This is a genomic window from Luteimonas sp. WGS1318, from assembly GCF_043187535.1.
In the GTDB taxonomy this organism is placed as follows: Bacteria; Pseudomonadota; Gammaproteobacteria; order Xanthomonadales; family Xanthomonadaceae; genus Luteimonas.
The window spans coordinates 1,832,374-1,844,903 of record NZ_CP171131.1 but is presented as its reverse complement, the minus strand read 5'-3'; the positions used below and the strand labels follow the sequence as shown (position 1 = coordinate 1,844,903).

Here is a 12,530-nt window from a genome sequence, read left to right as displayed (position 1 = left end):
TATCAGGCGCCTGCGGGCGGCGCAGTAGTTTTTTCTTGTTCCTTGCTGCACGAAGCTACGCCAGTTAGTAGTGGCAGTCGATTCGCATTCTTGCCGTTTATCTATGATGAAGAATCATTCTTAGTTCGAGAAAAGAACAAGGCATCTATTGGGTGACTTTACAGGCATAACTTTCTTGCGTTATGCCCCTTGATATAAATTGTGAGCTTTTATTAACCTGGCGCGCATCAGATGAATGCGCCGTCCTCACTAGGGTAATTCAAGGGAATAGAGTTTGCTATGTATAGCAAAGTGAAAAAAACAGGATCTGCTGGGGCGACTTCATTAAGCACAGTGGCTGCAATTGCATTGTTTCTTCTCATTGCCGCAGTAGCTCAGGTATTAATTATTGATTTATATGTTGAAGGTAATCTGAAATACTCAGTTATATCTAGTCTGGTTTTTATGCTTGTGTACTGTCTATCGCTGAATAGTAAAGCAATACTTGGCTTTTCAGTGACACCCAGTGAGTGGGTGCGCACTGCTGCTGGTAAGGCGCTATCAGGTGCAACAAAGCAGGAGATTGCGGTTGCCGCTAATAAATCAATATTGGCATTTTGTTTTATTTCCTTTTTGTTTTTAATGTCTAGTTACGAAAAGATAAATAGCCAGTTTCCTGGTGTTTATGAGGAGAGGTTGTTTGCGGCTTCGGTTGGGGCGGCAGTTGGTGTTCTCAGTGGATTTGGGATTGTTCGCTTGTTGCTTCGAAAGCTGAAATGACTTGCATACAAATTAAAGCCATCATAAAGGGACTTTTAACATGAGTAATGCGCTGAACGCTGAGCACGTTGCGACCGTGGTCACTGAAATGACGATTGCATTCATGAGTAATTACTATCGTGCACTCGAAGACGCCAGGATATCTTTGTCTGACGCGTCCGAGATGAATGAAGATATCCTGGCGCAGGCATTGTCAAGCGCAGTTAATCAGAATTTGGAGATGTCCGAGTATTTCGCCAATGTGCTTGGGGCGAATGGCGATCCCCAGTGGCTGGCTGCCGTCAACTTGTGGAAATCCTCTTTGCAAGTTCAGGCGAATTACCTGAGTGATCCTAGCGTCTCGTCTGCTGAAAAACTAGCCTATTTTATTACCCAATCATCAAGCGGATTAGAGTATGGACTTAGTGGCGTTACCGGCGACGGGCGAGTGGTTAACTTGCTTAAGAGAGGAAATCTGATTCTTTCTATCCCCGAATACGTTGATGCTGCGAAAAACGGGGACTTTGGTAAATTTCTGGGTCTATTTGTTGGTGGGTATGTAGGGGGGAAGTCAGCCTTACTAGCTGGAGGAGCGCTGGTCGCAGTAGGTATTCCAACTCTTCCCGCAATCGTTGTTGCAGGAGCGGTGGGAAGAGCAGGAGCGTCAACGGAATGCCGCGCTCGACAGAGCGTCAGACGCTGAAGTCGCCCGCCAAGCAGCAGAAAATCGCTTACAAGCTATGGCCGACGAGGCTCGGGCGGAGCGCGAAGGCTTGGCGCAGCACGTTCGTGCGATCGAGGATCGTGCTCACCGCGAAGTCGATCTCGCTCGCCAGGAGGCCAAAGAACTGAGGGGCCAGGTAGCAGCCACCAATCGTGCACACGCATCTGCTGAGAAATCATCGTTCCAGAGCGCCGAGCGGGCAAAGGCGGAGGCCGTCGAAGCACGTCGGGAAGCGGGTGCCCAGCGCGCACGTGCGGACGCCCTCGAGAAGCAACTCGCGAAACTCAAGGATCTGCCAGCTGCGCTGGAGGCAGCGTGGCGACAACGATCTCCCACCGCGAAAGCCCGCAATCCTGGGAAGAAGAAAGAGTCGGCCCGGCCCTAGTGCTCGGCTCGCCGCGCCAAGGAGCGCTGGCTCCACCCGACGCTCAGTCTTCGACTGCGTGGCCGAGTCTCATCTGGGAAGACTAAGAACCCGTAGAGTCGGAGCGACTGTCCCATCGCGCTAACTGGAGGTGTCCCGTGCCGGAAAACGAACTGTGGTCAAGTTTCAAGCAGGGCTGGCGAAAAGGTCCCGTTGTCTTCTTCGCTCCGTTGATCGCGTTATGGCGCTTGGTCTCTCGGGAGATGGATGCCATCATGGGCGAGTTGGAGGCCAAAGAGGCTTTCCGTCGTTCGCGACGGGCAAGCAAATCAATTCAGGGATAAGTGGTCACCCAAACCTGCGGAAGTCTCACGTGGGTACACGCTCTTGTGCGTCGGGAGCTTCGATGTACACCTCTAACTGCGTCAGATGTACACGTTAAGTGCGTACGCGGAGCATTCGTAAGTGCGGTGCCCATCATGCGCGAGGCCCGGGCAGTTGAGCCGGGATGGGACCGGCCGTGCAATGCTGCGTCACGGACGAACCTTGGCGCTGGAGTGGAGTCCTGGCTTTCGACAGACCCATCCATAACTTCGCATAATGTACATTATGTAATTATCAGAGCACGGGTCTGGTGCTCCGGTATTGTCAGACGGAACAATTAGTGTCATTACGGAAAAGATCGTGCTTCTATTTGATTTGAAAGGAATTTTTCCTAAGAATTTGACACGATACATGTACGACTATGGCCTGACGATCGAAGATCCGACTCGAAAGACGGAGCTTCTTCAAGATGGGCACCGCATTCTTTGATGCCCCGCGCCCGCGCTTTCCGTGTACATCCCACGCACTCACAGGTGTACAGCGAATATCTAGTGCACAGATGCATGCGCACTCGTGCGATCCACGCAGTTTTCGGTGCCCACAGATCCCACGGCTGTCTGAAGCCGAAAATTTGCACGCCACTCCCGGGTCTCGGCGTTGCGAATAGGCTTGTCACGAAATTGCGCTGTGCGGGGGACGGAACTTCTTCAAGCTTCCCGAGTCGGCTGCAGCCTCACAAACGGGCATTTGGTCGTGTGAAATTCCGCTCGGACCCCTGCGGAGTTCACAAATATGCTTAATTATGCATCGATGCATAATTAGCCATAATTAGTGTCCATGAGGTCGGTCCTTCGCATTGACGCCCGAAGTGAGTGGCTTAGGACGTTAATAATCAATGGCTTGGATTGAACGTGTGAGTGCTCACATACGGGCTGCCACTTGAGCTGCCTTTCAGGGTGAGCGAGAGCCCTTTCAGGATCAGAGCGTCAATTTTAGGGTTCCGCCCCTAATGCCACCCTAATCGATGGCTGCAGTCGTGTGACGCCTTCTGCGTCTAGTCTTTTGCCTTAGGTGTGGATGCGTCGCCACCACGAAGCATCCGAGACTGAAGGATCAGTCAGCCACTTTGACGCGATGTCGGCGTAGGCCTGGCGACTTCGGCTGCTTTGTATTGGTTTGCTTCGAGGACGCAACCTTGGCTCGACGGTGCGGCTTCCCGGCCGTAGGGCGAGCATCAGACTGGCGAATCGCCGCCTCAAGCGCGGCCGGCAGATCACCTAGAACGCCCAAATGAACCTCAAGCGCCTCCGCTCGAGCCCGCTGAGCAGAGGCTTCTCGTACCGCCTCAAGCGTCTTCAGGTTGGCTTGTTCGATTAGCTCACGCAGCGACTTCTCGGCAGCAATGGCTTGACGAGAGGCCATTAGAAGTCGATTTTGCAACTCCTTCGCTTCCTGACGAGCTCGATCGATCTCCCTCAGGGCACGATCCTCGACAGCACGAACATGGAGGCCAAGCGATTCGCGTTCAGACTGAGCGGCGTCCTGCAGCGACTGGATCCGTGACCCCAGTGCTTGTCGGGCACCTTCACCATCTGCGGCCTGGGAGATGGCCGCATCTCGCTGCCGACCGACTTCCAAGAGTTGCTCTTCAAGGCGAGCGGCTAAGCGCTGGAATTCAGCAGTCTGGGCCCTAGCGAGCTCCAACTTATGGCTCGCATCTGAAACTTGAGCCCGCAAAGTATCGGCCTCAGCGGAGAAGGCTTCTCGATCACGTTCTAACGCCTGGACTTGACGTTCTAGAGTTGCGTGGTCGTCTGCCAAAGCACTCTCCGCCTCGGTTTGCGCGTGCTCTATAGCCAACGCCCACCATTTTCCTGCGAGGTCCACGACTGCTTTGGGGGCATCAGGAACCGCAAGACCCCGATGGTGAGTCTCCAACCGGTGGCCGAGTCCTTTCCACCAGGTCTCCAGCCACCGCGTGACCGTGTTCGGCGATCCGGTGCCTAAGTGCGCACGGATTCGCTCCACGGTCGGTCGTTCTCCGACGCCGACGATCTCGTCGGCAGCCGTGTGAACGTCGGATTCAGTGATGCCTCGAGCCATGGAAATGCCTCCTACGCGACCGCCCTACTCTGTTGATTGCATACTCGCGATAAGTGATGATTATCGCTAGTAGACACCCTATTTCATATCACACATTACATAGTATGAAGCGAAATAACGCCTTGCCGACCACCTCAGCGACGGTCACCAGCTTGGTGCTGCCAGAACAACTGGCCCAGCAAGCCGCCGATGCAGTACGCGAATTGCTCGCCGAAGCGGCTGCGGCCAACACCACCCGCAGCTATGCGACCGCCCTACGCTACTGGGCTGGCTGGCACCAAGGTCGTTACGGCGTCGAACTCTCTTTGCCGGTCAGCGAAGCCGTGGTGATCCAGTTCCTGGTCGACCACATCCAGCGCAAAAACAAGACCGGGCTGGTCAGCGAACTGCCGACGGCGCTGGATCAAGCCCTAGTGGCCGCTGGCCTCAAAGCCAAGGTCGGGCCGCTCAAGCTCTCAACCGTGGTTGGGGTTCAGCCGAGATACCTGTAAAAATGCCCCATAGAATCTGATTTCTTTCGTGAAATCATCAGGTTGCCGGATTTTTCTTGCCGACTGAACCGGCAGCTTGAGCTGGGCGCAACTGCGCCAGTACCTGCTCCAGCGTGTCACTGCGCACACCGGCCCGCAACGCGTCGGCTTCGGCCTGTTCGCGACGCTCCAGCTCCTTCGCTAGATCGGCGCGAGCACCGACCAATTCTGCCCGTACAACCTCCAGCGCCTGGGTATCTTGCGCCCAGCGCGTCTGCAAGGTCTGGTGCTCGGTGGCCGTGAGCCGTAGCGCGTCAAGTTCCTTCCGCTGGTCGTCTGCATCCTGCCGCACCTGGGCCAGCTCCCGCTCCAAGCGGCTATGGCGCTCCAGCCACTGCCCATTGTCGCGATTGAGCTGTACCAGCTCGTGGTTCTTGGCGGTCAGCACCTCATTGGCCTGGCGTAGCGCGACCTGTAGTTCCTGCACTTGGTGTTCGTGCCGGCGCTGTTCCTGGTCGCGCTGGTCCTTGACCGAGGTCCGGTAGTGCTCCAGCGCCTCGCGGGCGTGCTGGTGCTTCTGTTCCAGCGACTGTGCGTGCGCCTCGTGCTCGGCTAGTCGGGCGGTCAGGCCGGCGATGCGCTCGCCGAGCTGGGCGACCTCGGTAGCTCGGTCGGCCAGTGCTTGCCGGCTGGCTGCATGCGAGGTCTTTTCGTTGTGCAACGCCGTTTCGGTGCCCTGGAGCTGGGCGCTCAGGGCCGCCGCTTCCTGCTGAGCGCGCTCGAGTGCTTGTCCGCGCTCCTGCAACTGCGCGTCGAACTGCTGCTTGGCCTCCGCGACGACGGCCTCGGCCTCGTCGTGCAGGCGCCCAGCGAGTCGGCCGACCAGGTCCTGCAGTGCGTCGCTGACGGCGACCTTGGCACCGAGGCCTTGCCCTTCCTCCTCCTCCAGTTCCTTCAGGTAGCGGTGGATGGTGGTCTTGGAGCCGGTGTTGCCCAATGCCACCCGCACCGCGTCCACCGACGGATGCTTGCCCTGCGCTCGCAGCGCGTCGCGGGCCTTCTGCACATCGCTCTTGTACAACCCAGCACGGGCCATGACGGCCTCCTCGGACAATTTCGTAATGTATTACATACCACGTAATTACATGCTATTTCAATTGCAGAAATGCTCGAGTTGTGGCTGTAAATTAAAGCGGGATAATTGTGGTTTATCCCGTGTCAGCTGCCTGAGACCTGCACCAAGGGGTGTCATTCAGTACGAAACTGGAATGTGCCGCCACGTGCTAGCGCACGGTAAGCGCTGCATTTCCGGTTGTCAGAATCATGGCCGGCAGCGTGCTGACGAGAAGCAAAAGCGGTCAAGGGCGCGCAGGCTCTCTTCATGAGCCCTGCCGCGTCTAGCCAACGTGGCTTCGGTACGCCAACAGACGTAGCGCATTGAACACCACGAGCAAGGTGGATCCTTCGTGGATAGCGACTGCTGGTCCGATCCCCAAGCCCAGGATCGTTGCCGGCACGAGGAATGCGACAATGCCCAGGCTGACGAACACGTTCTGACGGATCACCTTGCGCGTGTGACGGCTCAAGTCCACCGCAAATGGCAGGTGGCGGAGGTCGTCGGCCATCAGCGCGACATCCGCGGTCTCCAGTGCGACATCCGAACCAGCGGCGCCCATCGCGATGCCGACCGTGGCGCTGGCCATCGCCGGCGCGTCGTTGACGCCGTCACCCACCATCGCGACCTTGTCCTGCGCGCGCAGCTTGCGTATGGCCTCAACCTTGTCCTCGGGCATCAGGTCGCCCCAGGCTTCATCAAGGCCGACTTCCGAGGCGATCGCCTCGGCGACCCGTTGGTGGTCGCCGGAGATCATGATCATGCGGGTGATGCCGAGTTCACGCAGTGCCTTCAGCGCTTCAGGCGCACCCGCCCGCGCGGTATCGAGCAGGCCGATGGCCCCGAGATCGCGCGACCCCTGCCTGACGACCATCGAGGTGCGCCCTGCAGCGCGAAGTTGTGCGATGGCGGCAGCCGCCGATTCCCCCAGCGGAGCGACGCCTTCGGTGCCGAACATCTCGGCCTTGCCAATCCACACCGTCTCACTGTCGAAGGTGGCGGTGACGCCCCGTCCGACCAGGTTTTCGAGGTCGCTGGCAGAGGGGATCTCACGTCCGCCGAGTCGCTCGCGGCCATCCCGGGCGATCGCTGCGGCCAGCGGATGGTCGCTGAGCGATTCGACTGCGGTTGCAACGGTGAGCAGTTCCTCTTCCGTTACTCCGTCAACGGGGATGACATCGGTGATGCGCGGACGCCCTTCGGTCAGGGTGCCCGTCTTGTCGAAGGCCATCGCGCTGAGCGAACCGAGTTCTTCCAAAGGCGCACCGCCCTTGATCAGCACACCACCGCGGGCCGCGCGGGCAATGCCTGACAGCACCGCGCTGGGCGTCGCAATGGCCAGCGCGCAGGGACTGGCGGCCACCAGCACCGCCATCGCGCGGTAGAAGCTGTCGCGAAAGGGTTCGTCGACGACTACCCACGCGAACAGCAGCAGGAAGGCCAAGACCAGCACCGCAGGTACGAAGATGCGCTCGAACCGGTCGGTGAAGCGCTGGGTCGGCGACTTACGTGTCTCGGCCTCGCTGACCATCTGGACCACGCGCGCCAAGGCCGAATCGGTGGACTTGCGCGTGACCTCCACCTCGATGGCGCCGCTGCCGTTGATCGTCCCCGCGAACACCCGCGAGGCCGCATCCACGCTATCCGGTCGGGTGCGCGCGGTCGCGGGATCATCCACGGGCCGCTTGTCGACCGGGATGCTCTCGCCGGTCACCGGCGCCTGATTCACGCTGGAGGTGCCGAGTACGAGAAAGCCGTCGGCGGGCAGGCGTTCGTTCGGCTTGACCAGAGCCACATCGCCAACCAGCAGTTCTTCGACCGCGATCTCCTGGATCCGGCCGTCGCGTCGTACGGTCGCGGTGGGCGGGGCGAGTTCGGCCAGGGCCTCGATGGCGCGCTTCGCCCGGCCCATCGCGTAATGCTCCAGGGCGTGTCCGAGACTGAACAGAAACAACAGCAACGCGCCCTCGGCCCACGAGCCGAGCGCGGCCGCACCTGCCGCCGCCACCAACATCAACGTGTCGATCTCGAAACGCTTCAGGCGCAGGTTGTCGAACGCCTCGCGCAGCGTGTAGAAGCCGCCAAAAAAGTACGCCGCGACATAACAGGCCAACGGCAGCCAGGCGGGCGCGCCAGCAACAAACTTGTCCACCAGGAAGCCGGCGAGCAGCAAGGTGCCGCAGGTCAGCGCAAAGATCAGCTCGGTGTTCGGGCCCAGTAGCCCCCCATGTGCGTGCGCCCCGCCACCCGTGCCGTGGACATGGTCACCGCCCTCGCGGTGCGCGTGGCGCACGTCATCTCCTCCATGTGCAGGTTGATCCTCACCCGGGGTCCTGACCGGAACGACCTGCATGCCGGCCAACACCTTCAGGATGCGCGCTTCGGACACCTCTCGGCGGTCGAACTCGACATGGACGATGCCCGCCGCACTGGCCTCGGCTTCCAGCACACCCTCGAGCGACCTGAGTTGCTCGCCGACGGTGCGCGCACGACGCTGGTGGCCAATGCCCTTCACTTCCCACAGGGCATGACCGTAGCGTTCGCTGATCGCCGCGCCGGCACGCTCGACCACCTCGCGGATGCGGGCGAGTGGCACGACGTCCGGGTCATGGTGGACGCACAACTGCGTCGGCGTGCCGTCCGATCCCGGGCGCAAGTGCACCTGCACAATGCCATCGCGGCTTTCCAAATCGTGGATCAGCCGCCTGACGCAGGCGTCGGACTCGTCCGGCACCTGCGGTAGCAGGATCTGCAGGTCGATGCGGAGCTTCCCGGTCATCATCGTTCTCCCTCGATTCCAGGGCTGGTGTCTTGCCTGCGCAAGCGTTTTGTGCATACACCCGTCGGCAGGCAACGACGGCGCAGCCGAACTCTATCCATCGGATCGCTTGTCTTCGTGGACGCTTTGCAGGATCTCGATGCCGCCTTTGAACGCGACACCAGCAATCAATGCACCCGCCACCAGATCCGGCCAGGACGAACCGAGCCAGAGCACCAGAACACCCGCCACGACTACGCCGCCATTCGAAATGAAGTCGTTGAAGCTGAAGGTTTCGGCCGCCTTCATGTTCACGTCGTCGGAACGGAGGCGGCGCAGCAGCACCAGGCACCACAGATTGATGGCTCCGGCGACGAGCGCCAGTCCGATCATGACGGGGCCGAGCGGCTCGGCCCCATACATCCATCGCCGGACCACGTCCGCCAGCACCATACCCGCGAAGATCAACAGAAGGACCCCCGACACGTTCGCCGCTCCCCGCTTCCAGGCGGGTCGGCGCTCGAGGGCAAGGTAGCTCAGCAGATAGACGGCTGCGTCCGAACCGTTGTCGAGGGCATTGGCGAGCAGCGCGCTGGAATCGGCCACCCAGCCCGCCACTCCCAGTCCTGCGAACAGCGCGAGGTTCCACAGCAAGACCTGCCGTAGAACACTCCTTTGCCGGGCCAGATTCGGGGTCATGTCGCGTGCCGCTTCGGACGATGCGCGATGGCCCGCGCCGCGAAGGTGGGCAGCACCAGCAGCGTCAGCACGGTCGCCGTGATCAGCCCGCCGATGACGACGGTGGCCAGCGGCTTCTGCACTTCGGCGCCGGCACCGACCGCGATCGCCATTGGAATGAAGCCGACGATGGCCACCAGCGCCGTCGTGAGCACGGCGCGCAGACGGTTGGCGGCGCCGGTGGTCGCCGCTTCCAGTGGCGCATCTCCAGCCTCGAGCCGTTCGCGGATGGCCTGCATCAGAACCAGGCCGTTGAGCGTGGCAACACCGGAGACGGCGATGAAGCCCACCGCCGCCGTCACCGAAAACGGCATGCCGCGCACCAGCAGTGCCAGGACGCCGCCGACCAGCGCCAGCGGCACGCAGAGGAACACCAGCGCTGCCTCGCGGATCGACCCGAGTGCCATGTAGAGCAGGCTGCCGATCATCAGGAACACAATGGGGATCACCAGAGCCAGACGTGCTTCGGCACGCTGCAGGTTCTCGAACTGGCCACCCCAGTCCAGGTAGACGCCACTGGGCAAGGAAACGCCCGCAACGGCAGCCTGTGCTTCCTCGACGAAGCCGCCCAGATCCCGACCCCGCACGTTGGCCTGGACCACGATGCGGCGGCTGCCGTTGTTGCGACTGATCTGGTTGGGACCTTCGCTGACATCGATGCGCGCGACCGAGGACAGCGGAACCACGGTGCCGTCGGGCGCGACCACCGGCAAGGCGGCGAGCTGCGCCGGATCGTTGCGTGCGTCCTCTTCGAACCGCACCACCACATCGAAGCGGCGATCGCCCTCGAAGATCTGACCGGCCGTGGTACCACCAACGCCAGTCGCCAGCGCCTCGCTGATGTCCGCCGCGCTCAGGCCGTACTGCGCCGCGGCCGCATGATCGACCCGCACGGTCAACGTAGGCAAGCCAGAAACCTGCTCCACGCGAACGTCGGCTGCGCCGTCGATGCCGCGCAGTTGGACCGAGATGCGTTCCGCGACAGGCTGCAGCACGTCGAAGTCGTCGCCGTACACCATCACGGCAAGGTCGGTACGCACGCCGGAAATCAGCTCGTTGAAGCGTAGTTCGATGGGTTGGCTGAACTCGAATGCATTGCCGATCTGTTTGTCGACAATGGACTCAAGTCGGCCGAGCAGCGCCTCTTTGTCGAGCGACCTGTCCGGCCACTCGGCTTTTGGTTTGAGGACGATCACGCTATCGGAGATGTTGACCGGCATCGGATCGATTGCGGCCTCGGCCGTGCCTGTCCGCGTGAAAATCGTCTCGACCTCCGGCTCGCTGGTGATGGCTTTCTCCAGCGCAAGTTGCATCGCCAGCGACTGCTCCAGCGAAGCAGAAGGCACCCGCAAGGCCTGCATCGCCAGGTTGCCCTCGTCAAGGGTCGGCATGAATTCGCGGCCCAGCGAGACGAATGCGGTGAAGCCAATGACAAGCATGGCGACGGCGCCGATCAGCACGCGGCGCGGCCGCATCACCGCAGCGCGGATGACCGGTTCGGCCTTGCCACGCACGAAACGGATGATTCGGGTCTCGTGTTCGCCGTCGTGCTCGCCTTCGTCACGCGGCGCTGCTTGCGCGGGCCGGGGCTTGGGATCACGCACGAACAGCGCGGCCATCGCCGGCACGAAGGTGAAAGAGAGAATGAACGCGCCGACCAGGGCGAGCATGAAGGTCGCGGCCATCGGCTGGAACGTCTTGCCCTCCACGCCCTCCAGCGTGAGGATCGGCGCGAACACCAGCAGGATGATGAGCTGACCAAACGCCGCCGGTCGCACCATCTTGCGTGCTGCCCGGATCGCCACGCCCACTCGCTCGCCTGCGGACAGTGCGCGTCCCAGTTCGGCCCGTTTCTGGCCGAGCATGAGCAGGGTGGCCTCGATCACGATCACCGCACCGTCGACGAGGATGCCGAAGTCGAGTGCGCCCAGGCTCATCAGATTGCCGCTGATCCCGAAGCGGTTCATGCCGATCACCGCGAACAGGAACGACAGCGGGATCACCAGTGCGGTGATCGCCGCCGCCCGTATGTTGCCCAGCAGCAGAAACAGCACCACGATGACGAGCAGTGCCCCTTCGGTCAGGTTCTTGGCTACCGTCCTGACCGTGGAATTGACCAGCACGCTCCGGTCGAGCACCGGCTCGGCGACGATGCCCGGGGGCAGTGAGCGGTTGACTTCGGTCAGGCGCTCCGCGGCCGCGAGTGCCACCGTGCGGCTGTTGCCGCCGGCGATCATCAACGCCGTCCCGAGCACCGCTTCGTGGCCGTCCCGCGTCGCGGCACCCAGCCGTGGCGCCTGTCCGATGCCGACGCTGGCCACGTCCGCGACGCGGATCACAAGGCCGTCGCGGTTGGCGACCGGCGCCTGTGCCAGATCGTCGACGGTCTGCGCCAGCGCATCTGCGCGAACGATCAGGCCCTCGCCAGCGCGCTGGACGATGCCCGCACCGGCCTGGACGTTGGCGCGTTCCAGAGCCTGCACCAGCTCGCCCAGGCCGATACCGTAGGCCGCCAGCCGCTCGGCATTCGGGCGGACGGCGTATTCCTTGACGTAGCCGCCGATCGTATCGACACCGGCAAGGCCGGCGGTGGAGCGCATCTGCGGTGCGATGATCCAGTCCTGCACCGTTCGCAGGTAGGTTGCGCGCTCCTGTGCCGTCGCAAGCCGGTTGCCTTCCGGAGTCAGGTAGACCTCTTCGGCCTGCCAGCCGGGCTCGTTCGGCTTACTGACGTTCGCCGGGTCGAACGGCACGTAGTCCACCGTCCACATCAACACCTCGCCGAGGCCCGTGGTGACCGGCGACATCATCGGCGTCACGCCCTCGGGAAGATCCTCCTGCACCTCGCGCATGCGCTCGGCCACCTGCTGGCGCGCGAAGTAGATGTCGGTCTGGTCGGTAAAGATCGCCGTAACCTGCGAGAACCCGTTGCGCGAGAGCGAGCGCGTACTGGTCAGTCCGGGGATGCCCGCCAGCGCGGTTTCAAGCGGATAGGTGATCTGGCGCTCGATCTGGCCCGGGGCGAGCGCGGGCGCAATGGTGTTGATCTGCACCTGCCGGTTGGTGATGTCCGGCACCGCATCGACGGGCAGCCTGCCGAGCTGGAACAAGCCGTAGACAGCGATGACCGCCGCGGCGAAGACCACGGCCCATCGGAAACGGACCGCTGTTTCGATAATGATCTTGAACATGTCGGG

The 12,530-nt window shown here is 61.4% G+C and carries 8 protein-coding genes and 1 pseudogene; 4 read left to right on the top strand and 5 right to left on the bottom strand.

The genetic code is table 11. The features are described 5' to 3' along the window. Positions 1-279: 279 nt before the first annotated feature. The 3 genes from ACF3M1_RS08535 to ACF3M1_RS08525 are packed head-to-tail and all read left to right on the top strand — an operon-like array spanning position 280 to position 1,847. On the top strand, positions 280-759 hold the full coding sequence (locus ACF3M1_RS08535; protein WP_394005112.1) for a hypothetical protein: 480 nt from the start codon (positions 280-282) through the stop codon (positions 757-759). Positions 760-799: 40 nt separating this feature from the next. Beyond that, entirely contained in the window at positions 800-1,441 is a 642-nt protein-coding gene (locus tag ACF3M1_RS08530) for a hypothetical protein (protein ID WP_394005111.1), read from the top strand. A 37-nt stretch (positions 1,442-1,478) separates the two neighbouring features. After that, on the top strand, positions 1,479-1,847 hold the full coding sequence (locus tag ACF3M1_RS08525; protein ID WP_394005110.1) for a hypothetical protein: 369 nt from the start codon (positions 1,479-1,481) through the stop codon (positions 1,845-1,847). A gap of 1,416 nt (positions 1,848-3,263) precedes the next feature. Here the strand turns inward: ACF3M1_RS08525 and ACF3M1_RS08520 are convergent. After that, complete coding sequence (locus ACF3M1_RS08520; protein ID WP_394005109.1) at positions 3,264-4,253, bottom strand: DNA-binding protein; 990 nt, start codon at positions 4,251-4,253, stop codon at positions 3,264-3,266. 104 nt (positions 4,254-4,357) lie between these two features. Here ACF3M1_RS08520 and ACF3M1_RS08515 point away from each other — a divergent pair. After that, a pseudogene (locus ACF3M1_RS08515) lies at positions 4,358-4,717 on the top strand (integrase); the annotation flags it as partial. A gap of 64 nt (positions 4,718-4,781) precedes the next feature. On the opposite strand, the gene ACF3M1_RS08510 reads toward ACF3M1_RS08515, so the two are convergent. From ACF3M1_RS08510 to ACF3M1_RS08495, 4 genes are all read right to left on the bottom strand, one after another. Further along, positions 4,782-5,819, bottom strand: a complete 1,038-nt coding sequence (locus tag ACF3M1_RS08510; RefSeq protein WP_096009589.1) for a DNA-binding protein — start codon at positions 5,817-5,819, stop codon at positions 4,782-4,784. Positions 5,820-6,120: 301 nt separating this feature from the next. Further along, positions 6,121-8,616: a heavy metal translocating P-type ATPase gene (locus ACF3M1_RS08505; RefSeq protein ID WP_096009588.1), complete on the bottom strand. Its 2,496-nt coding sequence runs from the start codon at positions 8,614-8,616 to the stop codon at positions 6,121-6,123. 93 nt (positions 8,617-8,709) lie between these two features. After that, positions 8,710-9,294 carry a cation transporter gene (locus ACF3M1_RS08500; RefSeq protein ID WP_096009485.1) on the bottom strand — a complete coding sequence of 195 codons (585 nt, stop codon included), beginning with the start codon at positions 9,292-9,294 and terminating at the stop codon, positions 8,710-8,712. Then, the gene (locus tag ACF3M1_RS08495) at positions 9,291-12,524 is read right to left on the bottom strand and encodes an efflux RND transporter permease subunit (RefSeq protein ID WP_096009484.1); all 3,234 of its coding nucleotides are present in this window, start codon (positions 12,522-12,524) and stop codon (positions 9,291-9,293) included. The genes ACF3M1_RS08500 and ACF3M1_RS08495 overlap by 4 nt, the downstream gene beginning before the upstream one ends. Positions 12,525-12,530: the final 6 nt, after the last annotated feature.

Coding starts and splice junctions, on each gene's coding strand:
- ACF3M1_RS08500 (WP_096009485.1), bottom strand. CDS start 9,294: ATGACCCCGAATCTGGCCCGGCAAAGGAGTGTTCTACGGCAGGTCTTG.
- ACF3M1_RS08520 (WP_394005109.1), bottom strand. CDS start 4,253: ATGGCTCGAGGCATCACTGAATCCGACGTTCACACGGCTGCCGACGAG.
- ACF3M1_RS08530 (WP_394005111.1), top strand. CDS start 800: ATGAGTAATGCGCTGAACGCTGAGCACGTTGCGACCGTGGTCACTGAA.
- ACF3M1_RS08495 (WP_096009484.1), bottom strand. CDS start 12,524: ATGTTCAAGATCATTATCGAAACAGCGGTCCGTTTCCGATGGGCCGTG.
- ACF3M1_RS08535 (WP_394005112.1), top strand. CDS start 280: ATGTATAGCAAAGTGAAAAAAACAGGATCTGCTGGGGCGACTTCATTA.
- ACF3M1_RS08505 (WP_096009588.1), bottom strand. CDS start 8,616: ATGACCGGGAAGCTCCGCATCGACCTGCAGATCCTGCTACCGCAGGTG.
- ACF3M1_RS08510 (WP_096009589.1), bottom strand. CDS start 5,819: ATGGCCCGTGCTGGGTTGTACAAGAGCGATGTGCAGAAGGCCCGCGAC.
- ACF3M1_RS08525 (WP_394005110.1), top strand. CDS start 1,479: ATGGCCGACGAGGCTCGGGCGGAGCGCGAAGGCTTGGCGCAGCACGTT.